General features: G+C 71.3%; 21 protein-coding genes and 1 pseudogene. 10 read left to right on the top strand and 12 right to left on the bottom strand.

Features of this window, described 5'->3' with window-relative positions:
* Window positions 1–38 precede the first annotated feature (38 nt).
* Window positions 39–608: a TetR/AcrR family transcriptional regulator gene (locus tag ACFY1L_RS30725; protein ID WP_388831315.1), complete on the bottom strand. Its 570-nt coding sequence runs from the start codon at window positions 606–608 to the stop codon at window positions 39–41.
* 140 nt (window positions 609–748) lie between these two features.
* On the opposite strand from ACFY1L_RS30725, the gene ACFY1L_RS30720 reads away from it, so the two are divergent.
* Window positions 749–1,606, top strand: coding sequence for an AAA family ATPase (locus tag ACFY1L_RS30720; protein ID WP_388831313.1), 858 nt, complete (start codon window positions 749–751; stop codon window positions 1,604–1,606).
* Window positions 1,603–2,955, top strand: a complete 1,353-nt coding sequence (locus ACFY1L_RS30715) for a VWA domain-containing protein (protein ID WP_388831311.1) — start codon at window positions 1,603–1,605, stop codon at window positions 2,953–2,955. Before ACFY1L_RS30720 ends, ACFY1L_RS30715 begins: the two co-directional genes overlap by 4 nt.
* 25 nt (window positions 2,956–2,980) lie before the next feature.
* On the opposite strand, the gene ACFY1L_RS30710 is transcribed toward ACFY1L_RS30715, so the two are convergent.
* Window positions 2,981–3,343, bottom strand: a complete 363-nt coding sequence (locus ACFY1L_RS30710; RefSeq protein ID WP_388831309.1) for a cupin domain-containing protein — start codon at window positions 3,341–3,343, stop codon at window positions 2,981–2,983.
* A gap of 173 nt (window positions 3,344–3,516) precedes the next feature.
* Between ACFY1L_RS30710 and ACFY1L_RS30705 the strand changes: the two genes are divergently transcribed.
* The gene (locus tag ACFY1L_RS30705) at window positions 3,517–3,912 is read left to right on the top strand and encodes a nuclear transport factor 2 family protein (RefSeq protein WP_388831307.1); all 396 of its coding nucleotides are present in this window, start codon (window positions 3,517–3,519) and stop codon (window positions 3,910–3,912) included.
* A gap of 7 nt (window positions 3,913–3,919) precedes the next feature.
* On the opposite strand, the gene ACFY1L_RS30700 is transcribed toward ACFY1L_RS30705, so the two are convergent.
* From ACFY1L_RS30700 to ACFY1L_RS30685, 4 genes are all read right to left on the bottom strand, one after another.
* Entirely contained in the window at window positions 3,920–4,909 is a 990-nt protein-coding gene (locus ACFY1L_RS30700) for a threo-3-hydroxy-L-aspartate ammonia-lyase (protein WP_388831305.1), read from the bottom strand.
* On the bottom strand, window positions 4,906–5,595 hold the full coding sequence (locus ACFY1L_RS30695) for a transcriptional regulator (RefSeq protein ID WP_388831303.1): 690 nt from the start codon (window positions 5,593–5,595) through the stop codon (window positions 4,906–4,908). The genes ACFY1L_RS30700 and ACFY1L_RS30695 overlap by 4 nt, the downstream gene beginning before the upstream one ends.
* A 106-nt stretch (window positions 5,596–5,701) precedes the next feature.
* Window positions 5,702–7,039, bottom strand: coding sequence for a hypothetical protein (locus ACFY1L_RS30690; RefSeq protein WP_388831301.1), 1,338 nt, complete (start codon window positions 7,037–7,039; stop codon window positions 5,702–5,704).
* A 179-nt stretch (window positions 7,040–7,218) separates the two neighbouring features.
* Window positions 7,219–8,160 (bottom strand): amidohydrolase family protein, encoded by a 942-nt coding sequence (locus ACFY1L_RS30685; protein WP_388831299.1) that lies wholly within the window; start codon window positions 8,158–8,160, stop codon window positions 7,219–7,221.
* Window positions 8,161–8,220: 60 nt separating this feature from the next.
* Between ACFY1L_RS30685 and ACFY1L_RS30680 the strand changes: the two genes are divergently transcribed.
* A complete protein-coding gene (locus ACFY1L_RS30680) occupies window positions 8,221–8,706 on the top strand; it encodes a MarR family winged helix-turn-helix transcriptional regulator (RefSeq protein ID WP_388831297.1) in 486 nt (161 codons plus the stop codon).
* 28 nt (window positions 8,707–8,734) lie between these two features.
* On the opposite strand, the gene ACFY1L_RS30675 is transcribed toward ACFY1L_RS30680, so the two are convergent.
* Genes ACFY1L_RS30675 through ACFY1L_RS30665 form a run of 3 tightly spaced genes read right to left on the bottom strand, consistent with a single transcriptional unit; the run spans window position 8,735 to window position 12,214 of the window.
* Window positions 8,735–9,736: a VOC family protein gene (locus ACFY1L_RS30675; protein ID WP_388831295.1), complete on the bottom strand. Its 1,002-nt coding sequence runs from the start codon at window positions 9,734–9,736 to the stop codon at window positions 8,735–8,737.
* Window positions 9,733–10,605 carry an alpha/beta fold hydrolase gene (locus ACFY1L_RS30670; protein ID WP_388831293.1) on the bottom strand — a complete coding sequence of 291 codons (873 nt, stop codon included), beginning with the start codon at window positions 10,603–10,605 and terminating at the stop codon, window positions 9,733–9,735. The genes ACFY1L_RS30675 and ACFY1L_RS30670 overlap by 4 nt, the downstream gene beginning before the upstream one ends.
* A gap of 7 nt (window positions 10,606–10,612) precedes the next feature.
* Complete coding sequence (locus tag ACFY1L_RS30665; protein ID WP_388831291.1) at window positions 10,613–12,214, bottom strand: bifunctional 3-(3-hydroxy-phenyl)propionate/3-hydroxycinnamic acid hydroxylase; 1,602 nt, start codon at window positions 12,212–12,214, stop codon at window positions 10,613–10,615.
* A 129-nt stretch (window positions 12,215–12,343) separates the two neighbouring features.
* Between ACFY1L_RS30665 and ACFY1L_RS30660 the strand changes: the two genes are divergently transcribed.
* Window positions 12,344–12,985 carry a TetR/AcrR family transcriptional regulator gene (locus ACFY1L_RS30660; RefSeq protein WP_388831289.1) on the top strand — a complete coding sequence of 214 codons (642 nt, stop codon included), beginning with the start codon at window positions 12,344–12,346 and terminating at the stop codon, window positions 12,983–12,985.
* 25 nt (window positions 12,986–13,010) lie between these two features.
* Here the strand turns inward: ACFY1L_RS30660 and ACFY1L_RS30655 are convergent, their stop codons facing one another.
* Window positions 13,011–13,733 carry an IclR family transcriptional regulator gene (locus ACFY1L_RS30655; RefSeq protein ID WP_388831880.1) on the bottom strand — a complete coding sequence of 241 codons (723 nt, stop codon included), beginning with the start codon at window positions 13,731–13,733 and terminating at the stop codon, window positions 13,011–13,013.
* Window positions 13,734–13,841: 108 nt separating this feature from the next.
* Between ACFY1L_RS30655 and mhpD the strand changes: the two genes are divergently transcribed.
* From mhpD to dmpG, 3 genes are read left to right on the top strand one after another with little or no spacing between them, the layout of a single operon-like run.
* Window positions 13,842–14,651, top strand: coding sequence for a 2-keto-4-pentenoate hydratase (gene mhpD / locus ACFY1L_RS30650; protein ID WP_388831287.1), 810 nt, complete (start codon window positions 13,842–13,844; stop codon window positions 14,649–14,651).
* Window positions 14,648–15,592 carry an acetaldehyde dehydrogenase (acetylating) gene (locus ACFY1L_RS30645; RefSeq protein ID WP_388831285.1) on the top strand — a complete coding sequence of 315 codons (945 nt, stop codon included), beginning with the start codon at window positions 14,648–14,650 and terminating at the stop codon, window positions 15,590–15,592. The genes mhpD and ACFY1L_RS30645 overlap by 4 nt, the downstream gene beginning before the upstream one ends.
* The gene (dmpG, locus tag ACFY1L_RS30640) at window positions 15,589–16,614 is read left to right on the top strand and encodes a 4-hydroxy-2-oxovalerate aldolase (protein ID WP_388831283.1); all 1,026 of its coding nucleotides are present in this window, start codon (window positions 15,589–15,591) and stop codon (window positions 16,612–16,614) included. The genes ACFY1L_RS30645 and dmpG overlap by 4 nt, the downstream gene beginning before the upstream one ends.
* A gap of 226 nt (window positions 16,615–16,840) precedes the next feature.
* On the opposite strand, the gene ACFY1L_RS30635 is transcribed toward dmpG, so the two are convergent.
* Both ACFY1L_RS30635 and ACFY1L_RS30630 read right to left on the bottom strand, forming a co-directional pair.
* Complete coding sequence (locus ACFY1L_RS30635) at window positions 16,841–18,085, bottom strand: helix-turn-helix domain-containing protein (protein ID WP_388831281.1); 1,245 nt, start codon at window positions 18,083–18,085, stop codon at window positions 16,841–16,843.
* Window positions 18,072–18,254 carry a hypothetical protein gene (locus ACFY1L_RS30630; RefSeq protein ID WP_388831279.1) on the bottom strand — a complete coding sequence of 61 codons (183 nt, stop codon included), beginning with the start codon at window positions 18,252–18,254 and terminating at the stop codon, window positions 18,072–18,074. Before ACFY1L_RS30630 ends, ACFY1L_RS30635 begins: the two co-directional genes overlap by 14 nt.
* Window positions 18,255–18,475: 221 nt before the next feature.
* Here ACFY1L_RS30630 and ACFY1L_RS30625 point away from each other — a divergent pair, with 221 nt between their 5' ends.
* Both ACFY1L_RS30625 and ACFY1L_RS30620 read left to right on the top strand, forming a co-directional pair.
* Window positions 18,476–19,468 (top strand): DUF3068 domain-containing protein, encoded by a 993-nt coding sequence (locus tag ACFY1L_RS30625; RefSeq protein WP_388831277.1) that lies wholly within the window; start codon window positions 18,476–18,478, stop codon window positions 19,466–19,468.
* A gap of 209 nt (window positions 19,469–19,677) precedes the next feature.
* Window positions 19,678–20,838: pseudogene (locus ACFY1L_RS30620) on the top strand (glycosyltransferase family 4 protein); the annotation flags it as partial.
* Between the last annotated feature and the right edge of the window lie 531 nt (window positions 20,839–21,369).

The raw sequence follows: 21,369 nt of genomic DNA, 5'->3' as shown, positions 1-21,369 counted from the left end.
CTTCGGGGAGGGCGGCTGCTTCGGCGGCCGCCCTTCCGTTACTGCACGCCCGCCGCGTCCAGCAGCGTCGTCACGGTCGTGGTGGTGAGCCCGTCGAGCGTCTCGATGCGGGCGCCGGCGCGGGCGCTCGCGCCGTCGAAGATCAGCATCAGCTGACGGGCGAGGAGCTCGGGATCCCGGGCTCCGCCGAGTTCCGCCTGGGCGCGGAGGGAGTCCTGCAGCTGCTGCTTGGCCGCGCGGGCGACGAGGCTCGCCTGGTGTTCGGGGTTCTTCAGCTCGACGAGTGCGGCCAGGTAGGGACAGCCCTGGTACTCGGGCTCGGCCGAGAGCTTCTCGGCCCGCTCGAAGACGTACAGGATCCGCTCCCGCGGTGTGTCGGCCTCGTCCGCACCGGCCGTGAGCTGCGCCGCGTATCCGGGCGCGCGCCGCTCCAGGCTCGCCGCGAGCACCTCGTCCTTGCTCTCGAAGAGCTGGTACATCGACCGCTTCGAGACTCCGGCCGTCCTGCACAGCGCTTCTACGCCGATGGAGACGCCGTCGCGGTAGAAGAGCTCGGCCGCCGCGTCGAGCAGCCGGTCCCTGGGGGACGCCTTGTCTGTCGTGGCCATACGGCGAGGGTACCGCGCCAGGTCAGGTGCGGAAACCGATCGGTATACCCGGGGTGGGCTCCCGGATCCCGGGGTGACAAGGACGCTGAACAAGCGCTTAGATAGGTGGCCAGACATCGTCGCCCACCTGGGAGGTCCCGTTGTTCACTTCCGTCGACGACGTCTCCGCGCGTCTCGCCGCCACCGGCTACCTCGCCTCGCCCGCGGTCGCCACGACCGTCTTCCTCGCCGACCGCCTGGGCAAGCCGCTGCTGGTGGAGGGCCCCGCCGGGGTCGGCAAGACGGAGCTCGCCAAGGCCGTGGCCGAGGTCGCGGGGGCGCGGCTGGTGCGGCTGCAGTGCTATGAGGGCGTCGACGAGTCCCGGGCGCTGTACGAGTGGAACCACGCCAAGCAGCTGCTGCGCATCAGCGCCGGCCGTGACGAGACGTGGGACGAGACGCGCACGGACATCTTCAGCGAGGAGTTCCTGCTGCCGCGCCCGCTGCTGACCGCCATCCGCGGCGACGACCCCAAGGTGCTGCTGATCGACGAGACCGACAAGGCGGACGTCGAGGTGGAGGGCCTGCTCCTCGAGGTGCTCAGCGACTTCCAGGTCACCGTCCCGGAGCTGGGCACGATCACCGCGGCCCGCCGCCCCTTCGTCGTGCTGACCTCCAACGCCAGCCGCGAGCTGTCCGAGGCGCTGCGCCGCCGCTGCCTCTTCCTGCACATCGGCTTCCCCGACGAGGAGTTGGAGCGTCGCATCGTACGGCTGAAGGTGCCGGGGCTCGACGAGGCGCTGGCCACTTCCGTGGTCCGGGTGGTGGGTGCGCTGCGGGCGATGGACCTGCGCAAGGTGCCGTCGGTCGCGGAGACGATCGACTGGGCGCGCACGCTGCTCGCGCTCGGCGCCGACACGCTCGACGAGACCGTCGTACGGGACAGCCTGGGCGTCCTGCTCAAGCACCAGGACGACGTCCTGAAGGCATCAGCCAAGCTGGACCTGGACGCCGTATGACCGCGCCCGGTGTCGCGGATCGGCTCACGTCCCTGGTCGGCGCGTTGCGCGCGCACGGCATGCGGATCGGCACCGGCGAGACCGTGGATGCGGCGCAGGCGGTGGCCGAGCTGGGGCTCGCGGACCGTGAGCTGCTGCGGGAGGGGCTGGCCGCGACGCTGCTGCACGGCCCCGCGCAACGGCAGGTGTTCGACCCGGTCTTCGACCTGTACTTTCCGCGGGGCGTCGGTGGTCCCGACACCGGGCCCGGGGACCGGGACGACCTGCGCGACCGGCTCGCCGCAGCGCTGGCCGCGGGCGACACCGTCCTGATGGGGCAGTTGGCGGCGGAGGCGGTCGACGGGTTCGGCGGCTACGGTTCGCCCGGGTCGGACGGCTGGTCGTCGCACCAGACGCTCGACCGGCTCCGTCCGCAGACGCTGTTCGCCCGCGTCCGCGACGACGTCCGGGCGCGGAACGGGAGTTCCGGGTTCGGCGACCGGCTGCTCGACGACGAGATCCGGCGGCGTATCGAGACCTTCCGCAGGCAGGTGGCCGTGGAGGCGCGGCGCCGGGTCGCCGAGCGGCGCGACCGGGACGAGCTCGCCCGCCGTGCGGTGGCCACGACCCCCGACCGGGTCGATTTCCTCTACGCCGGCAAGCTCCAACTCGCCGAGTTGCGCAGGACGGTTCAGCCGCTGGCCCGCAAGCTCGCCACCCGGCTCGCGGCGCGCCGGCGCCGTGCCTCGCGCGGCAGCATCGACCTGCGGCGCACGCTGCGCGGTTCGCTGTCGACGGGCGGGGTGCCGATGAAGCCGGTGCTGCGCAGGCGCCGTCCGGTCCGGCCCGAACTGGTCCTGCTGTGCGATGTGTCGGGCTCGGTGTCCGGGTTCTCGGACTTCACGATGCTGCTGGTGCAGGCGCTGCACGACCAGTTCAGCAAGATCCGGGTGTTCGCCTTCGTCAACCGGATCGACGAGGTGACCGGGCTGCTCGAGCACGGCACGGCCGATCCGGAGGGGCTCGGCGCCCGCATCCGCACGGAGGCGACCCTCACGGGCTGGCACGGCAGCAGCGACTACGGCGTGGCGCTGGGCGAGTTCGCGGAGCGCTACGGCGACGCGGTGAGCCCGCGCACCACGGTGTTCGTGCTGGGCGACGCCCGTACGAACATGAGCGACCCGAACCTGGCGGCCGTACGGCACATCGGTGAACGCGCGCGCCGCGTCTACTGGTTGAACCCCGAGCCCCACGCGCAGTGGGGCACGGGCGACTCCGCCGCACCCGAGTACGCCGAACTGGTCGAGATGCACGAGTGCCGCAACGCCCGCCAGCTCAGCGCGTTGATCGCACACCTGCTGCCGGTCTGAGCGGACCGGCAGCAGGGATGTCGTCCTAGCCCTTCGCCTTGGCGTACTCCGTCGCCATCTGGCCTGCGAAGTCGTAGACCACGCAGGGTTCTTCGCTGACCACCCAGGCGTCGTGCCCCGGCGATATCACGAACACGTCGCCCGGTCCGACCTCCTGCTCGGCGCCGTCGTCCATGTGTACGCGCATGCGCCCCGAGACGCAGTACCCGTTGTGGTGGACCTGGCAGGTTTCCGTCCCGGCGATCGGACCCACGGACTCGGACCACTTCCAGCCCGGTTCGAAGGTTCCCACGGCGAAGTCGAGCCCGGTCATATGGCACGCTTCGAGGTGTCCGCGCGGGAAGTCGCGCCGCTCGTCGGGCTTGTCGACGGCCTTGATCTCAAGCATGACGGCTCCCTTCCTTGCGAGCCCCGCCCACCACACCATCGTCCGCCCGTCCAGTCGGCGCCGCCATCCGAGAGAAGGCGTAAAACGCCGTTGAGCGGACAAGTCGGTCGAACGAGCGGAGAATGGGGCGCGGAGGCCGCCATCGCCGAACCACCAGAAAGGTGGCGATCATCGTGGCTGAACACCCCCACGCTCAACTCGTCCGCAAGGGCTACGAAGCCTTCTCGCGCGGTGACATGGACACCCTGCGCTCGCTGATGACCAGTGACGCCACGCACCACGTCCCCGGCAGCCACCCGCTGTCCGGCGACTTCAAGGGAGTCGACGCGGCCCTCGACTACTACCGCCGGCTCTTCGAGGAGACGGGCGGGACCATGAAGGTCGAGCTGCGCACCATCCTCGTGGACGGCCGTGGCCATGCCGTCTCCATGCACCGCTTCACCGCCCAGCGGGGCGACAAGCGGATCGACGAGAACGGAGGCATCGTCTTCCGGATCGTCGGGGACAAGATCAGCGACCTCGACGAGTGCGTCGAGGACATCGACAAGGGCAACGAGTTCTGGTCCTGACGGCCCTCTAGCCCGTCTGCTCGGCGTCCCTGCCGCACAGCCGGGCGAAGCGGTCCGCATCCACATTGCCGCCGGAGACGATGACCCCGATCCGGCGCGGCAGCGCACCCGCACGCCCGGCGAGCAGCGCGGCCAGCGGGGTGGCCCCGCTCGGCTCCACGACGATCTTCAGCCGCTCGAAGGCGAACCGCATGGCGTCACGGATCTCCTCGTCGGACACGAGGGCGATCCCGTCGACGAGCCGCCGGTTGACGGAGAAGGTCAGCTCGCCGGGCGTGTGCAGGGCCTGCCCGTCGGCGATGGTGCGCGGCACGGGGATACTGACCCGCCGGCCCGCCTCCAGGGACCGCTTGGTGTCGTCACCGGCCTCCGGTTCGACGCCGAGCACACGGATCCCTGGGTGCAGGCCCTTGGCCACGGTGGCGGACCCGGCGATCAGCCCGCCGCCGCCGACGGGCACGATCAGCGCGTCCAACTCCCCTGTTTCCTCCAGGAGTTCGAGCGCCGCCGTGCCCTGCCCGGCCATGACGTGCGGGTGCTCGTAGGGCGGGATGAGCGCGAGGCCCCGCTCGGCGGCCAGGGCCTCGCCGACGGCGACACGGTCCTCGGTGTAGCGGTCGTACGTCACGATCTCGGCGCCGTAGCCGAGGGTGGCGTCGACCTTCGAGCGGGGGGCGTCCTCGGGCATGACGATGACGGCGGTGGTGCCGAGCTCGCGGGCGGCGAGGGCGACGGCCTGGGCGTGGTTGCCGGACGAGTAGGCGGCAATGCCGCGGGCCAGCTGCTCGGGGGTGAGCCGGGAGGCCGCGTTGTAGGCGCCGCGGAACTTGAAGGCGCCCATGCGCTGGAAGTTCTCGCACTTGAGGAAGACCTCGGCGCCGACGAGCGCGTCGAGGGTCCGCGAGCGCAGCACCGGGGTACGGTGCGCGACGCCCTTGAGCCGGTCGGCGGCGTCGCGGATGTCGTCGAGGGTGACCGGCGGGGTGGTGGTGCTCACGCGTGTCCTCCTGCGGTGGTCGGGTCGGTGGCGGCGCGGGCCTGCGAGAGGTAGCTGTAGGCGGAGGCGCGGGAGATGCCGAGCCGGGCGGCGACCTGCTCCACTGCGCGGCGCACGGCGAAGACGCCCTGGTCGTCGAGGCTGCGGAACAGCTCGAGGCGCTCGGTGCGGTCCATCCCCGCCCAGGACTGGTGCTCCCTGAGCCGGTGGCCGTCGAGGATGGCGTCCACGACGGAGTCGATGTCGTTGCCGAAGGTGGTGACCGGCGCCTCGGCGACCGCGGGGCCGAGGCCGGCCAGTGCGCCGAGCAGGGCGTGCGCCTCGCCGACCGCGCCGAGGTCCACGTTGACGCACAGGGCGCCGAACACGGATCCCGTGGAGTCGCGCAGCACGATCGTGGACGACTTGACCGGCTTGCCGGCCCGGGTGCGGGTGGCGTAGTTCAGCTCGTCGGCCGCCTGGTCGCCGCGGGCGAGGACGCGCATTCCGATCTCGCTCATCGCGCCGCCCACGTCCCGCCCGGTCACCGAGCCGGCGACGGCGACGACCGACTTGTCCGGCCGCCGGTAGTCGTGCAGCACCACCTCGCACACCGGCCCGAAGGTCGCGACGATCCCGTCGACGACGGGTCTGAGCGCGGCGATGATCGCATCCCGCTCGGCATCGAGGCCCGCTTCAGCCGCCATGACGCACTCCTGGTCCCCGCACGATCAAGCCCCCGTCCTTGCACGATCCAGCGCTGATCCACCCTTCCCTCCATTAGGCCACAAGTCCAGCACTTGGACGAAACGTCTATGCCACGTGATCGTGAGTCGCCGCGTGTGTCAGTGCCTCCCGCGCCGCGTGCCGGTCGCCGACCGTCTCCCACCAGGGATGGGTGTGCATCTCCTCGGCGAGACGCCGGCACCGCTCGCGCGCGTCGGCCAGGCGTTCACGCTGGTCGTCGGCGATCTCGGCGCGTCCCGCCGCGATGTCCGCACCGCTCGGCAGGCGCGCGGCGATGTCCGCGCAGTGCTCGAGCGCCCTGGTGAAGGTGCGCCGGGCGGCGACCAGGTCGCCGGGGATGACGAACTCGCCCACGGTGAAGGGCCGGGAGAACTCGGACGGGCCCGGCTCGGTGTGCCACAGCGAGGCGTCGATGGGCCGTTCGTCGTCACGCGCGCGGGTGAGCTCGGTCCGTATGCCCGCCTCCAGGACATCGCCGGCGGCCCAATCGGGCTGCCGGAGAACGGACTTGAGATCCTTCTCGCCGAGCCGGGGCGCGACCGGTTGCCCCGGCAGGGGTTCCGGGCGGCCTTCGAGGAACTCCTCCTTGTCCGTCGGGGTGACCCACATGTGCCAGCCGCGGCGGCCGGCCGGGTGCGGCATGTACAGCGAGACGAGTTCGCCGGTGGCGGTGCGGCGGATGACGTCGTCGTAGTAGAGACCGCGCACGGGCTCCCAGAGGCCGTGCCTGCCGCCGCACCGACCGGCGCCCTGCTGCGGGCAGGGGACGGGGTTGCTCCAGTCGCAGCGGGACATGTGCAGTTGCTTGACGCCGCCGCGCACCGGCAGGGCCGCGCGGTCGGTGACGTCCCGCCAGCTCTGCACGTTCAGGCGGGCCCAGGGCGCGCGGTCGATCGGGATCGCGTTCTCGTTGTTGACGAGCCACAGCGGGGTGACGCCGGCCCGGAGCGCGACGCGGGTGCGCTCGTCGACGGAACCGCCCGCTATGGCGGCGAGTTGTATCTCGTAGCCGAGCCGGTGACTGTCGGCGCCCTGGACGGTCAGGTCTGTGCGGTGTTTGCCCTGCGCCGCGCCTTCCTGACGACTCACCCGGAAACCCTCCCCCGTGGCGACCTGGGCGGTGTATTCCCCGAGCGCCTTGTGGAGATCGCTTTCGGCCTTCGTCTCGGGGCGTTCCCCTTTTGCCACATGCATGGCGTGCGGGCGGCCGTTGACCTTGCGGATGGCCATGAAGCCGGGGCAGATGAACCCTTCGTCCTCATGGGCTTCCAGGCAGTACAGAAGATCCGGTTGGTAATTGCCGTAGATCTCGTCGAGCAGCCGTGGGTATTCGGGGTGCCCGAGATCCGCCTCGGTCAGGTCGAGCGTGATGCCGAGGCCCCTGTGCCAGACGCTGTAGGTCATACGGCGAGAGTAGGACGCGCCACTGACAATCGGTCCCGGCAATGATCGTGAGCGCAGTTGGCGGCCGCCGAGCACACCTCTGCCGTGATCGTTTCATCGTGAATTCAGGCGATCGCGAAAGGCCTCTGGAATTCGCCCCATTGCACTGCTCGGCCCGCGCCGGAATTACACCCGCCCGATCAGGCTCCCACAAGGCGCGGGAAGAGAACTTCCGCGCTGCCGCGGTTGATCGCGTCGAGTTGGCCGGGTTCGAAGCCCTCGTGGCCGTCGAGCATCGAGTCGAGCAGGACGCCGGACTCCTCCGGGGCGAAGGGGAAGTCGCTGCCGTAGAGGATGTGTCCGGGGGCGGCGAAGGCCAGCAGGGAGGGCAGGGCCGCCGGCGTGCTGGACAGGGCGGTGTCGAAGTAGAAGCGCTGCAGATCGGTGAGGATGCCGAGAGGTGTGGTGCCGGGGTTGAACTGGGCGCCGCCGGTGAACCGCCAGGCGGCGTACGGCAGGAAGCCTCCGGCGTGGGAGAGGATCACCTTCATCCGGGTGTGCCGGCTCATCACGCCGTTGAGCGTCATGTGCACGGCGGTGCGGGTGGTGTCGAAGGGGAAGTCCAGCAGGGGGCCTGGCATGCCCTCCAGCATGGGCAGCGGTGGCGCGTCGGGGTGGATGAAGACCACTGCGCCGCGGGCGTCGAGCTCCTCCCACAGCGGCTCGTACGCCTTGTCGCCGAGGTAGCGGCCGCGGACGTTGGACAGCAGCACCACACCGTCGGCGTGCAGTTCGTCCAGCGCGTACGCGGCCTCGGCGAGCGCGCCGTCGACGTCCGGCAGCGGAAGCGAGGCGAAGAAGCCGAAGCGGTCGGGCCGGTCCTTGGCCAGCTCCGCGGCGTACTCGTTGACGCTGCGGGCGACCGCGCGGGCCTCGGTGTCGTCACCGAAGTGCGTGCCGGGCGAGCTGATCGAGAGGATGCCGGTGGCGATCGACCGGCGGTCCATCGTCGCGATCGCGCTCGCCGCGTCCCAGGCGGGGGTGGGCCAGCCGGCGGCCGTCGCGCCGTGCCGGTCCATCACCTCGCGGTAGGCCGGCGGGATGAGGTGCTGGTGGACATCGATGCGATACGGAGAGGACATACGTTCCCTCGCCTCCTAATATTTAGGTGGCTAACCATTGCTCTGGTAAGTTACCCCCTCATGAGCAAGAAGGACAATGTCGAGCAGGTCACAGCGGACGTCGACGCCGGCGCGGAGGAGCTCGCGCGGGCGGCCGACGCGCTCTTCGTCGCCATGCGGCGGGCCCGTTCGGCCGGCGCCGAGCGCTTCGGCGGGCTCTCCCTGGCCCAGGTCGCACTGCTCGAACCGCTCGCCGCGGAAGCGGACATCCCGGTGAGCCGACTGGCCGGCGCCGCCGACGTGAGCGTCCCCACCGCCACTCGCATGCTGCAGCAGCTGGAGGCGAAGGGCATCGTGCTGCGACGCCGGTCGCCCCAGGACGAACGCCGGGTCCTGGTCAACCTCACCGAGGAAGGAGCCGAGCTGCTCGCCGCGCTCCGGGCCCGGCTGCGGGAGCGCCAGAGCCGCGCCTACGAGGCGTTCACACCTGCCGAACGCACCCAGCTCGTCACCCTCCTGCACCGCCTCACCCACCTCGTCGCCGACTCGGACTCCGACGCCGACTGATCCGACTTACTGGCGGTCGTAGGACCTGTCAGTCGTCGGGAATGCCCGCCCCGCTGAGCGCCGGGACCGTCTTCTCCGGGCGGGCCAGGGAGCGGGCGCCGAGGCGGAACTGGTCGAGTTTGTCGATGATGGTCTGGCCCACGGGGGTGTGGCCCCAGATGCTGATGCCCTGGTGGGTGCTGGGCTGCCAGGTGGTCTCGTCGATGACGATCGGGTTCCAGCCGACCTCCCATTCGAAGCCCGAGGGGGTGCGGGCGTAGTAGGAGAGTTCCTTGTCGTTGGTGTGCCGGCCGACGGACAGGGCCATGTCGAAGCCGAGTTCGTGCACGCGCTCGTAGCTGCGGGCGAGGTCGTCGAGGCTCGCCGCCTGGATGTTGAGGTGCTGGACGCGGGTGCGGATCGGGTCGATCGGCAGGCCGCGGACGGCGGCGATCGCGATGGAGTGATGGCGTTCGTTGACCCGCAGGAAGCGGATCTTGAGCTTGATGCCGCTGATGGTCTCGTCGATGTAGTCGGTGAGGCGGGCGTCGAAGACGGTGTTGAAGTAGCCGCGCATCAGGGCCGGTTTGACGGAGGTGATGGCGACGTGGCCCATGCCCGAGTCGCCGGTGACCCAGCCGGAGGCGAGCATCCGCAGGGGCTCCGCCGATGTCCTGGGCGTGGTGTAGATCTCCTGGGTGATGCCCTTGGGGCCGGGGAAGCGCAGCAGGCGTTCGACGCCGCGCAACTCCGCCTCCTCCTTGGTGCCTTCGAGCACCGGCACGCCGTGGGCCCGTATGCGGGCCTCGATCTGCTCGAAGGTGGCGTGGTCGTCGATGTGCCAGCCGGTGGCCACGACGTCCTCGGCCGGGCCGCGCCTGAGCAGGAAGCGGCACTCCTGGTCGTCGAGGCGGAAGCGTACGACGTCGGTGTCGAGGTCGTCGCGGTGCATGCCGACGGCGTCGGTGCCGAAGCGGCGCCAGTCGGTGAAGCGGTTGGTCTCGATGACGATGTAGCCGAGGTGGACCGAGCCGAAGACGTCCGCGTTCATCGGCGGCCTGCCAGGAAGTCGGCGCACAGGCGGTTGAACAGCTCGGCGCGTTCGAACTGCACCCAGTGGCCGGTGTTGGCCACCTCGTACAGGTCGCAGTCGGGCATGCGGTCGGCCAGCATCCGGCCGCCGGCGGGCCGGTTGACCTTGTCCGCGGCGCCCCACAGCACCAGGGTCGGCACCGGCAGCCGGTCGAGGCGCCTGTCGCGGGTGAAGTCCATCTTCCACAGGGTGCGCAGGGCGTTCGGGCCGGACGGGCGGCGCAGCGGTGGGGCCGCGACGACCTCGGGGTCGATGCTGGCCTCGTAGCGTGCGTCGATCACGGAGTCGGGGACGTCGGCGGCGTTGAAGACCAGGTAGTTGCGGATGAACTTCTCCAGCTTCAGACGCGAAGGACCGTCGCCGGAGTAGTAGTTGAGCAGGCTGTTGAGTCCCGGGGTGGGCAGGGCGCGGGTGGTGCCGATGCCGCCGGGGCCCATCAGGACCATACGGTCGACGCGGTCGGGGGCGTCCAGGGCGAGGCGCAGCGCGGCGGCGCCGCCGTAGGAGTTGCCCACCAAGTGGGCGCGCTGCAGGCCGAGTTGGTCCATCAGGCCGCGTACTCCGTCGGCGAGGTGACCGAACGGGTCGGCGCCGTCGACTCCTTTGGTGCTGCGGCCGTAGCCGAGCAGGTCGGGCACGATGACTCGGTACTCCTTGGCCAACGCCCCTATGTTCCGGGCGTAGTTGGAGACGCCGGAGGCGCCGGGGCCGCCGCCGTGCAGGAGCAGGACGGGCGGGCCGTCGCCCGTCTCGGCGACGAAGATCTTCTTGCCTGCGACGTCGAGCAGCGACTCCTGCATCGACGGCGGTGCGGCGTACGTGGTCATGGTGTCCTCAGGCGGTGGTGGTCGCGGTCGGGTGCGGTGCCGGGGCGAATCCGGCGGGCGGCGGCGGGAGTTGGGCTCCGGCGGGTGCGGCGGCGTAGACGTAGGCGTCCGGTCGCAGGGCGAGGGTGGCCGCGCGGTGCTCGGTCAGCCAGGGCAGCAGGACGCCGTCGCTGTCGACGACCGCGCCCTCGGCCGGCCGGGAGCCCACCGGCAGGACGGCCAACGACTCGACGCCCAGGCGCTCCCAGGCCGGCTGCGGGGTGGGCAGCCCGAGGTGCAGGAGCAGCCAGCGGCCGCCGAGCACGTCGTCCAGCCGTACGCGTTCGCCGTCGGGGCCGGTCACCCAGGGCTGCGGGATCTGGTGGCCGGAGGCCTTGGTGCGCGGCCGGGCCTGGAAGCCGTCGGCGTAGTGGGCGACGGGGATCCAGTTGGAGTCCTGCAGCCAGTCGCTGAAGCCCGCCACACGGTTCAGGACCGGCAGCACGGAGTCGCGGACCCGGGTGACCGCGCGCCGCCGCTCGGTGATGATCCGGCCGACGAACACCGCCCGCTTGGTGACCTCCTTGACGTGCGGTTTGCGCTCGGCCTCGTAGGAGTCGAGGACCGACTCGGGCAGCTGCCCGCGCAGCACGGCGTCGAGCTTCCAGCACAGGTTGGCCGCGTCCCGGACGCCGGCCGCCATGCCCTGGCCGATCCACGGCGGCATGGCGTGGGCGGCGTCACCGGCCAGGAAGACCCGGCCGACACGGAAGCGGGCGGCGAAGCGGACGTGATGGCTGTAGACGGTGGCGCGCAGGATCTTGATCTGGTCCCGGCCTATGCCGTACTTGGCGACCATGGAGTGGATCGCGTCGTCGGTGGTCAGGTACGTCTCGTCGTCACCGGGCAGGATCGGGAACTCCCACCGGTGGTGGCCGAGCGGGGTCGGGCAGTCGACCGCCGGGCGGGCCGGGTCGCAGCGGAAGCGCAGCCGGTCGTGGTCCGGCCACGGCTTGAGCATCTCGGTGTCGATGACCACCCAGCGGTCCTCGTAAGTGCGGCCCTCGTAGCCCACGTTGAGCTGCGCACGGGTGAGGCTGGAGCCGCCGTCGGCGGCGATGACGTACTGCGCACGCAGGCGTCGCACGGAATCGTCGACTGCGGAGACCACGGTGAGCTCGACGCCGTCGGCGTCCTGGCGCAGCCGCAGGCACTCGTGCCGGAGCAGGATCTCCACGTTCGGGTAGCGGTCGACGCCGTCGCGCAGGACCTGCTCGAGGGCGGGCTGGTAGATGAACATCTGCGGCGGGTGGCCGTGGCCGCGCGGCGAGGGATGTGCGCTGACGAAGGTCCGGCCGCGGGCGTCGACGAAGTCGAGCGGCCGCTCGGCCAGCATGTCCCGCTTGAGCCGGTCGGCCAGGCCGATGCGCTGCCAGATCCGTACGACCTCCTCATCGGTGGAGATCGCCCGGGCCCGGGAGAAGACCTCCGCGTCGCGCTCGATCACCACGACCCGCAGGCCCAGCCCGCCGAGCAGGTTCGCGGCGGTCACCCCCGTGGGCCCGTAGCCGATCACCGCCACGTCGTACGCGCTGTCGTCGGCTCTGTCCTTGGCGCTGACTTCGCTCACCAGGCCACCTCACTGTCGTCCCGCTCATCATCGGCTCTTGCTGTAGCGCTTACTCCAATTGGAATGGTCGATACGGTAAGCTCGCTCCCGGAGACGGTCAAGTGCCGGCACGACGGGAGGGCGCATCGCATGACCAGGCCGCAGACGGCGCGCAGGAAGCGGGCCAACGGGGTGGAGTCGCGGCAGCGGATTCTCGACGCGACGGTCGAGATCGCGGGCGAGCGCGGGTACGAGGGCACGTCGATCGCGGCGGTCAGCGCCAAGTGCGGACTGCCCGCGAGCTCGATCTACTGGCACTTCCAGGACAAGGACGATCTGATCGCCGCGGTCATCGAGCGCAGCTTCGAAAGCTGGCTCGCGGCCGTGGAGTTGCCGGGCGAGGAGACCGGCACTCCACTGGAGCGGGTGACCGCCATGGCGGCGAACGTGGCGAATTCACTGGTCGACGCGCCGGACTTCCTGCGCCTCGGCCTCATGCTGGCGCTGGAGCGGCGGCCGACGGAGCCGCGCGGGCGGACGGTGTTCCTCGAGGTCCGCGAGATCGCCGGCCGGAGGATCGCCGAAGTGACCCGCGGGCTGTTCCCCGGCTTGAACGAGGAGGACGTCCGCACTCTCACGGCCTACGCCGTGGCCGGTGCCGACGGCCTGTTCGTGCACCGGGAGGTCAACGGTGACGCCGTCGACCTGGTGGGGATGTTCGAGCTGCACGCGCGGCTCGTGTTCGATGCCGCCACCCGCATGGCGGCGAGCAGTGGCCCGTATTGCGGTTAGGGGCACCCGGCCGATCGACGACCTGTCAGCCACCCCCACGCAGCACCCGCGACAGCCCCAGCGCCGCCGTCCGTACCGCGGGCGCGAGTTGGGCCGGGCTGAAGCGTGCGCGGGGGACGGCCACCGAGAGGGCGGCGACCGTGGTGCCGCCGGCGAAGACCGGAGCCGCGATGCAGCTCACACCCAGGGCGGCCTCCTGCTCCTCGTAGGCGAGACCCGAGACCTGGATCTTCTCCAGGGTCATCCGCAGACGCGCCGGGTCGGTGATGGAGTAAGGCGTCAGGCTCGGCAGTGGCCCGGACAGCAGCTCCTCGGTCAGCTCCGGGCCTGAGAAGGCGAGCAGCGCCTTGCCCACCCCGGTGCAGCTCAGGGGCAGGCTGCCGCCGATGCGGGAGGGCAGTTGCAGCGCCTCGTGGCCGTGCATGCGCTCCAGGTAGACGACGTCCATGCCCTCGCGGACTCCGAGGTGGACCGTCTCACGGGTGGCCTCGAAAAGGTCCTGCAGGAAGGGCAGAGCCGTCTCGCGGAGGTCGAGCCGGTGCGGGACGAGCGAGCCGAGCTCGAACAGTTTCGCGCCGAGCCGGTACTGCGGCCCCGAGCGCTCCAGCCAGCCCAGCCGGACGAGGTCCGCCGCCAGCCGGTGGACCGTCGGCTTGGGGATGCCCGTGCGCTCCGAGAGTTCCGACAGGCGGAACGGACCGCCGCTCGGCCTGAAGGCATCGAGGATGATCGTCGCCTTCTCCAGCATGCTGCCGCTCGCACTGTTCCGTGTCACGGAACAAAGTTTGTGTGTTCACGAGCCGACTGTCTATATCGATTCCGAGCCGCCGCTTCTCCTGCCCCTTGGAGGCATCCCGTGTCGAACCCCGCCCCACCGGCCGTGGTCAAGGCCGCCGACCTGCTGGAGGAGGCCACCCGCACCCAGGTCGCCTGCGCTCCGGTGCGCGGTCTCCTCGACTCCGGCGATCTCGAGGCCGCGTACGCCGTGCAGCAGCTGAACGTCCGGCGCGGGCTGGACGCCGGGCGCCGCATCGTCGGCCGCAAGATCGGCCTGACCTCTCCGGCCGTGCAGCGCCAACTCGGCGTGGACCAGCCCGACTTCGGCGCGCTGTTCGCCGACATGGCCGTGCCCGACGGCGGTGAGGTGCCCGGCGGGCGGCTGCTGCAGCCCAAGGTGGAGGCCGAGGTCGCGCTGGTGCTCGGCCGCGATCTGCCGCACCGGGAGTGCACGATCGTCGACGTGCTGCGTGCCGTCGACTTCGCCCTGCCCGCGCTGGAGATCGTCGACAGCCGTATCGCCGGCTGGGACATCTCCCTCGTCGACACGGTCGCCGACAACGCCTCCTGCGGCCTGTACGTCCTCGGCGCCACGCCCGTGCCGCTCACCGCCGTCGACCTGCGCGCCGTGACGATGACCATGACCCGCAACGGCGGGACCGCCTCCGAGGGCACCGGCGCCGCCTGCCTGGGCAGTCCCCTGAACGCGGCGGTCTGGCTGGCCTCCGCCCTCGCGGAGCGCGGCGACCCGCTGCGCGCCGGCGACCTCGTGCTGACCGGCGCCCTGGGCCCGATGGCTCCGGCCGCCCCCGGTGACGTGTTCGAGGCGCACATCCTCGACCTGGGCTCCGTGCGAGTCGGGTTCGCCCCGGAAGGAGACCAGCAGTGAGCAGGACCAAAGTCGCCGTCATCGGGTCGGGCAACATCGGCACCGACCTCATGATCAAGATCCTGCGGTTGTCGGAGAGCCTGGAGATCGCCGCGATGGCCGGGATCGACCCGGACTCCGACGGCCTGGCCCGCGCCCGCCGCCTGAAGGTCGCCACCACCCACGAGGGAGTCGAAGGGCTGGTGAAACTGGACGAGTTCGCGGACGTCGACATCGTCTTCGACGCCACCTCGGCCGGCGCCCACCGCCACCACGACGACGTACTGCGCCCGCTCGGCCGCACCCTCGTCGACCTCACCCCCGCCGCCATCGGCCCGTACGTCGTCCCGCCCGTCAACGGCGACGCCCATCTCGACGCGGCGAACGTCAACATGGTCACCTGCGGCGGCCAGGCCACGATCCCGATCGTCGCGGCCGTCAACTCCGTGAGCCCGGTGCACTACGGCGAGATCGTCGCCTCCATCGCCTCACGCTCGGCCGGCCCCGGAACCCGGGCGAACATCGACGAGTTCACCGAGACCACGTCCTCCGCCATCGAGCAGGTCGGCGGCGCCGCGCGCGGCAAGGCGATCATCGTGCTCAACCCGGCCGAACCCCCGCTGATCATGCGGGACACCGTGCACTGTCTGGTCTCCGAATGCGCCACCGAGGCCGTCGCCGCGTCCGTCGAGGAGATGGTCGGCCGGGTGCAGACGTATGTGCCCGGCTACCGGCTCAAGCAGAAGGTGCAGTTCGAGCGGGTGGCGTCCGACGACCCGCTGCGCACCCTCGCGCCCGGCGCGGGCGACGCCCTGAAGGTGTCCGTCTTCCTGGAGGTCGAGGGCGCCGCCCACTACCTCCCGGCCTACGCCGGCAACCTCGACATCATGACCTCGGCCGCGCTGCGCACCGCCGAGCGCATGTCCGCCCTCCCCGTCGCCACGGAGGTGGCCTCCCGATGACCCGTCTTTACGTCCAGGACGTGACCCTGCGGGACGGCATGCACGCCGTCCGCCACCGCTACACGGTCGAGCAGGCCCGCACCATCGCCGCCGCACTCGACGCCGCCGGGGTGGCCGCGATCGAGATCGCGCACGGCGACGGGCTGTCCGGCTCCAGCATCAACTACGGCGTCGGCGCCCACACCGACTGGGAGTGGATCGAGGCCGTCACCGACGTCACGCAGCACGCGGTGCCCACCACACTGCTGCTGCCCGGCATCGGCACCCTGCACGATCTGCGGCAGGCGCACACCCTGGGCATCCGCTCAGTGCGCATCGCCACCCACTGCACCGAGGCCGACATCGCCGCCCAGCACATCGCCGCCGCCCGCGAGTTGGGCATGGACGTGGCCGGGTTCCTGATGATGTCCCACATGGCCGAGCCCGCCGAACTCGCCCGCCAGGCCAAGCTGATGGAGTCCTACGGCGCCCACTGCGTGTACGTCACCGACTCAGGCGGCCGGTTGACGATGGACGGCGTCCGCGACCGCTTCCGCGCCTACCGCGAAGTCCTCGACCCCGCAACGGAGTTGGGCATCCACGCCCACCACAACCTCGGCCTCGGCGTCGCCAACAGCGTGGTCGCCGTCGAGAACGGCGCCGTACGCGTCGACGCCTCCCTCGCGGGACAGGGCGCGGGCGCGGGCAACTGCCCGCTGGAGGCGTTCGTCGCGGTCGCCGACCTGATGGGCTGGGAGCACGCCTGCGACCTGTTCCCGCTGATGGACGCGGCCGACGATGTCGTACGACCGCTGCAGGACCGCGAGGTGCGAGTGGACCGCGAGACGCTCAGCCTCGGCTACGCGGGCGTGTACTCGAGCTTCCTGCGCCACGCGGAGACCGCTGCCGCCCGCCACGGTCTCGACACGCGGACCATCCTGGTCGAGGTCGGCCGCCGTGGCATGGTCGGCGGCCAGGAGGACATGATCACCGACATCGCCCTGGACCTGGTGGCGCGGGCGGAGGCCGCGGCCGCCGCCTGATCCCGGTCATCGATGCCGGACGGCTCGGTTCCCGGCACCGGGCGTGTCGATGAACATCCAGCGGAGAGACCGACGCGAACTGGGCGCGATCGTCCGGGAGTTCGGTGTTCTTCTCGGTCGTCTCGGGCGGCGGTGTCAGCACCCACCACCGCACAGCGGGCCCGGGCACCAGGAGCCGGCGGTGAACCGGCAGTCGTGCAGGCTCGGCGAGCCGGAGCCGTGCCGGTCAGTCGCCCGGGGCGGACAGGTCCCCCCGCAACCGCCGTGTCCGCAGCGCCAGTTCGAGTTCGAAGCGGCGGTCGGGGTCGTCCAGGTCCTCGCCCCACAGGTCCCGGATCTGGCGCAGACGGTTGCGTACGGTCTGAGGGTGGACGCCGAGCCGGGCGGCCACCTCGGGTGCGCCGCCCTGGGTCTCCAGCCAGGCGAGCAGTGTCTCGGCCAGGCGGCGGGCGTGTTCCGGTCCGGCTTCGGTCAGTTGGGCCAGCCGGCGGCGGGCGAGGTCGTCGATCAGTTCCTCGGCGGGGAGCAGGACGAGCGCTTCGGTGTGGTCGCTGCAGCGCAGCAGCCGGTCCTGGGGAAGCAGCCCCTTCTGGATCATGTCGACGGCCGCCGCCGCCCAGCGCAGTGAGGTGGCGGCCCGCGTGACGGGCACGCTGGGGCCGATGGCGCCCGACCAGCCGCCCATGGCGCGGTGCAGCCGCTCGATGCGGCCGGGTGCGTCGGGGTCGGGGAGCACCAGGCGGGGGTGTTCGCCCTCCATGTCCTGCAGGACCTCCTCGCCGAGGGCGGGGGTGACGAGCTGCTGGGCGGGACGGAGCAGCACAACCACGGCGACCTCGTCCGGCAGGGGCCAGTCGAGGGCGGCGGCGCGTTCGGCGAGGGCCGGGGTCGGGTCGGTGCGGTGCTCGGTGAGCAGGAGGTCGATCAGCAGTCGCCGGCGGCGCAGGCGCTCCCCGGCCTGGCCCGCGGCGACCTCGGCGTAGCCGTCCAGCGAATGGGACACGAGCTCGTCGAGGTACTCGAACGCGGACTCGGCGAGTTCGTACATCGCGGGCGGGGGCATGTCGACCTTCTGCCCGAGCTCGGCGAGGCTGCGCCAGGCCAGTCGTACGTTCAGCCGGTAGATCGCCTGGAGGGAGTCGAAGCGCCGTCCCCGCTCGGCCTGGGTGCGGCCGAACTCCCGGAAAACTTCTGGGAGTTCACGGGGCCGTTCGATGTCGGCCGTCAGCCGGGCCACGAAGTTCTCGAGGGCCAGCCGGATCGCCAGGAGCGCCTTCGGCTCGCCCTTTTCGTCGGTGGTGAGCTCCAGCCCCGGGTACTCCTCACGCATGGCGCGCAGTATGTCCTGCGCGATGGCCGGGACCTGCTGCATGGCCAGAGCGGCGAACCGCTGCACCTGTTCCGGCGGCACCTTGTGCCAGGCGGGGGGCGCGGGCACGGGCAGCACCTCCTGGCGATCAGTGGCGTGCATCGAAGGGTGCGGGCGCCGCCCGGTCGCCCGCCAGGTCGGGGAAGGTGACGAGCGGCACGTTCGGCTGCTCGGGAGTGGCGTTCAGGGCGGAGACGAGGCCGACGGCGGCGGCCGCGGCCAGAGCGGCGGAGAGTACGCACGTCAGGAGGGCGGCGAAGATTCTTTGCATGGGGACGAGGAGCCTCTCGGTCGATGAGGTTGTCACCCAGCGTTCCGGCCCGGTCCGGCACGATCAGTATTAAGTCGGTGTTGACAGTGAGTCAATAGCGGCTTAATTTCGCCGGTCATAACTACTTACTCCCCGGTAGGCCGCTTTCGCCCCGGGTGAGCCGGACCGTCCCCCGCACTGTCGCACGGTTCGCATCTTTCCGCTGCCACCGGAGTGCCCTCATGCGCCGTACAGCTTCCGTTCTGCCGCTCGCTCTGCTCGGTTTGGGTGTGTTCGTGCTGGTCTTCGGCCAGCTGCTGGGCCAGTACGTGGAGCCGCGCGCGAAACGCACGCCGGTGGACGTCGACACGACCTCGGTCCTCACCGGGACGGGCAGCTACTTCGACGCATCGGCCCTGGCCACGGTGGACGGGAAGCAGATCACGATCACCCGCCGGATCGTGGGCGATGTGGCCGCCGGCGAGCGCAGTGGGAACGCGGTGTGGAACGTGTCCACGCAGATCGACACCCCGAAGACCCTGCCGCTGCGGGATCCGCGCAGGTCACTGCAGTGGACCACGGAGCGCTGGGTCACCGACCGGCGCACCAACCTGCCGGTGCACTGCTGCGGCGAGCAGCCGTCGTTCCGGGGCGACGCGTACCTGAAGTTCCCCTTCGACGTGCGGCGACGTACGTACACCTGGTGGGACGACGTGCTGGGCGCGGCCGTACCGCTGAAGTTCACCGGCACCACGACGGTTCTCGGCCAGGAGGGCTACGTCTTCGCCGGCACCGTGGCACCGAAGCCGACGGGCGTTTTCCGCCAGGTGCCCGGAACGCTGGTGGGGCGGCCGCGACAGGACCAGGTGCGGGCCGAGGAGTGGTACGCCGACGCCGGGATCGAGCTGGCGGTGGAGCGCCGTACGGGCCGGATCATGAACGCGCGGATCGCACCGAAGGTCACGCTTCGGGCTCCCGGCGCCCGGCACGACGCGGTCACGCTGCTGGCCAGCGACCGGCTGGAGTTCACCGATGCGACCCGGCGCGCCCAGGTGGCGCAGACGTCCCGGGACAGTCGGCGGCTGGAGGTCCTCGGGGAGACGGCGCCCGCGCTCGGCACGGTCGCGGGCGGTGTGCTCGCGGCCGCGGGGGTGATCCTGCTGGTCCGCGGGCGGCGGCGTCCCGCGGTGGGCGGCGCCTCACAGGCCGTCGACAGGACTCACACAGATGACTGATCCGGGCCCACGGACGGCCGGAAATTGTCACGTACGTGCGTAGCCAGATCGAACTGCCTTTCCGAAAACTGACGTTACCTACCGGTAAGCCAGCGTTCTCCCGGACCGGCCCAACCGTCACACAACGTCACCACCCAGCGTGTCTTCCCGGACGCCCGGCTTCCCCTTGAGCCGCCCCGTAGATCCCCCACCGACGAGTTGGAGCACCGATGCCCCAGCACGCTCCTTCCCTGGTCCCCGGCCAGGAGCACTTCGCCCCCGCTCATCCCCGTACCGCTCGTCCCGGCGCCGACGTCACCGCCGCCGACCCGTCCCCGTTCCCCCGCCGGATCGTCTTCCTTGCCCGCCGTGACCTGGGCAACCCGGCCGCCGGCGGCTCGGAACTGCTCGTCGACCGCGTCGCCGGCGGGCTGACCGCGGCCGGCCACCAGGTCACCCTGCTGTGCGGCGGGCCGGCCGCGTACCGCGACTACCGCGTGGTGTCGGCGGGCGGGGACGCCGGTCACTTCCTGCGCGCCAGGCGGGCGTACGCCCGTCAGGTCGGCGACTGCGATCTGCTGGTGGAGGTGTGCAACGGCATGCCGTACCTGGCTCCGCTGTGGCACAAGGGCCCGACGTTGTGCCTGGTCAACCACGTGCACACCGACCTGTGGGACATGCGCTACCCGGGCCCGGTCGCCCGCCTCGGCCGCAGGCTGGAGCACTGGGCGCTGTCGGGCTCGCACCGCGACAGCCTGATGGTCGCCGTGTCCGACTCCACCGCGGCGGCGCTGCGCGGCATCGGCGTGGCACCGGAGCGGATCAGAGTGGTCCACAACGGCGTCGAGGACCCCGGACCGCTGCTGCCCAAGTCCGCCGAGCCGCTGTTCGTGGCCGTGGGGCGGCTGGTCGAGTACAAGCGCATCGACCTGCTGCTGCGGCTGTGGGAGCGGGTGCGTCCGGTGACCGGCGGCCGGCTCGTGATCGTCGGTGACGGCCCCGAGCGGGAGCGGCTTGAGGCCATGGCCGGGCCCGATGTGGTGTTCACCGGCCGGGTCTCGGAGGCCGAGAAGCACCGGCTGCTGTGCGAGGCATGGCTGCTGCTGCATCCGTCCCTGGTGGAGGGCTGGGGCCTCGTGGTCACCGAGGCCGCCGCACGGGCGACCCCGGCCGTCGGCTTCGACATCCCGGGGCTCCGCGACTCCGTCGTGGACGGGGTGACGGGCGTCCTGGCCGGCGGCGAAAGCTCCTTCGCCGCCGCCTGGTGCAGCCTCGCCCTCAGCCAGGAACGCCGCTCGATCATGGGCCGCGCGGCCCAGGCACGTGCGGAACAGTTCCGCTGGAGCAGCACGGTCCGGCAGTTCGGCGAGGTGGCGGCGGAGGCATGCGGCATGGGCGGGCCGACGCTGGCGGAGGCCATCGGCAAAGCCCGGTCGATGCGCGCGGAGGCCTGCCGTACCGCGGTGTCCGAGCCCGCGGAGGGCTACGGCACAAGTCGCTCGACACCTGCGGAGATCTACGGCACGAGCCGCTCGACGCCCGCGGAGGCCTACCGAACCGCCCTGTCCACGCCCCCAGAGGACTACGACACGACTCGCTCGACACCTGCGGAGATCTACGGCACGGGCCGCTCCACACCCACGGAGGCCTACGGCACGAGCCGCTCCACACCCACGGAGGCCTACCGGACCGCCCTGTCCACGCCCCCAGAGGACCACGACACGACTCGCTCCACACCCGCGCAGACCTACGGCACGAGCCGCTCGACACCCACGGAACCCTGCCGGACCGCCCTGTCCAAGCCCGCGGAAGCCGACGCCACGGGCCGACCGACCCCCGCCGAGGCCTGGCGCACGGCCCTGTCCACGCCCGCCGAGTCACCCGTATCACCGGGATCGCCCATACCGTCCGATCCGGCGACA

It is taken from the genome of Streptomyces sp. NPDC001663 (assembly GCF_042893105.1).
Classification (GTDB): Bacteria; Actinomycetota; Actinomycetes; order Streptomycetales; family Streptomycetaceae; genus Streptomyces.
This window is presented reverse-complemented; position numbering and strand designations above follow the sequence as displayed.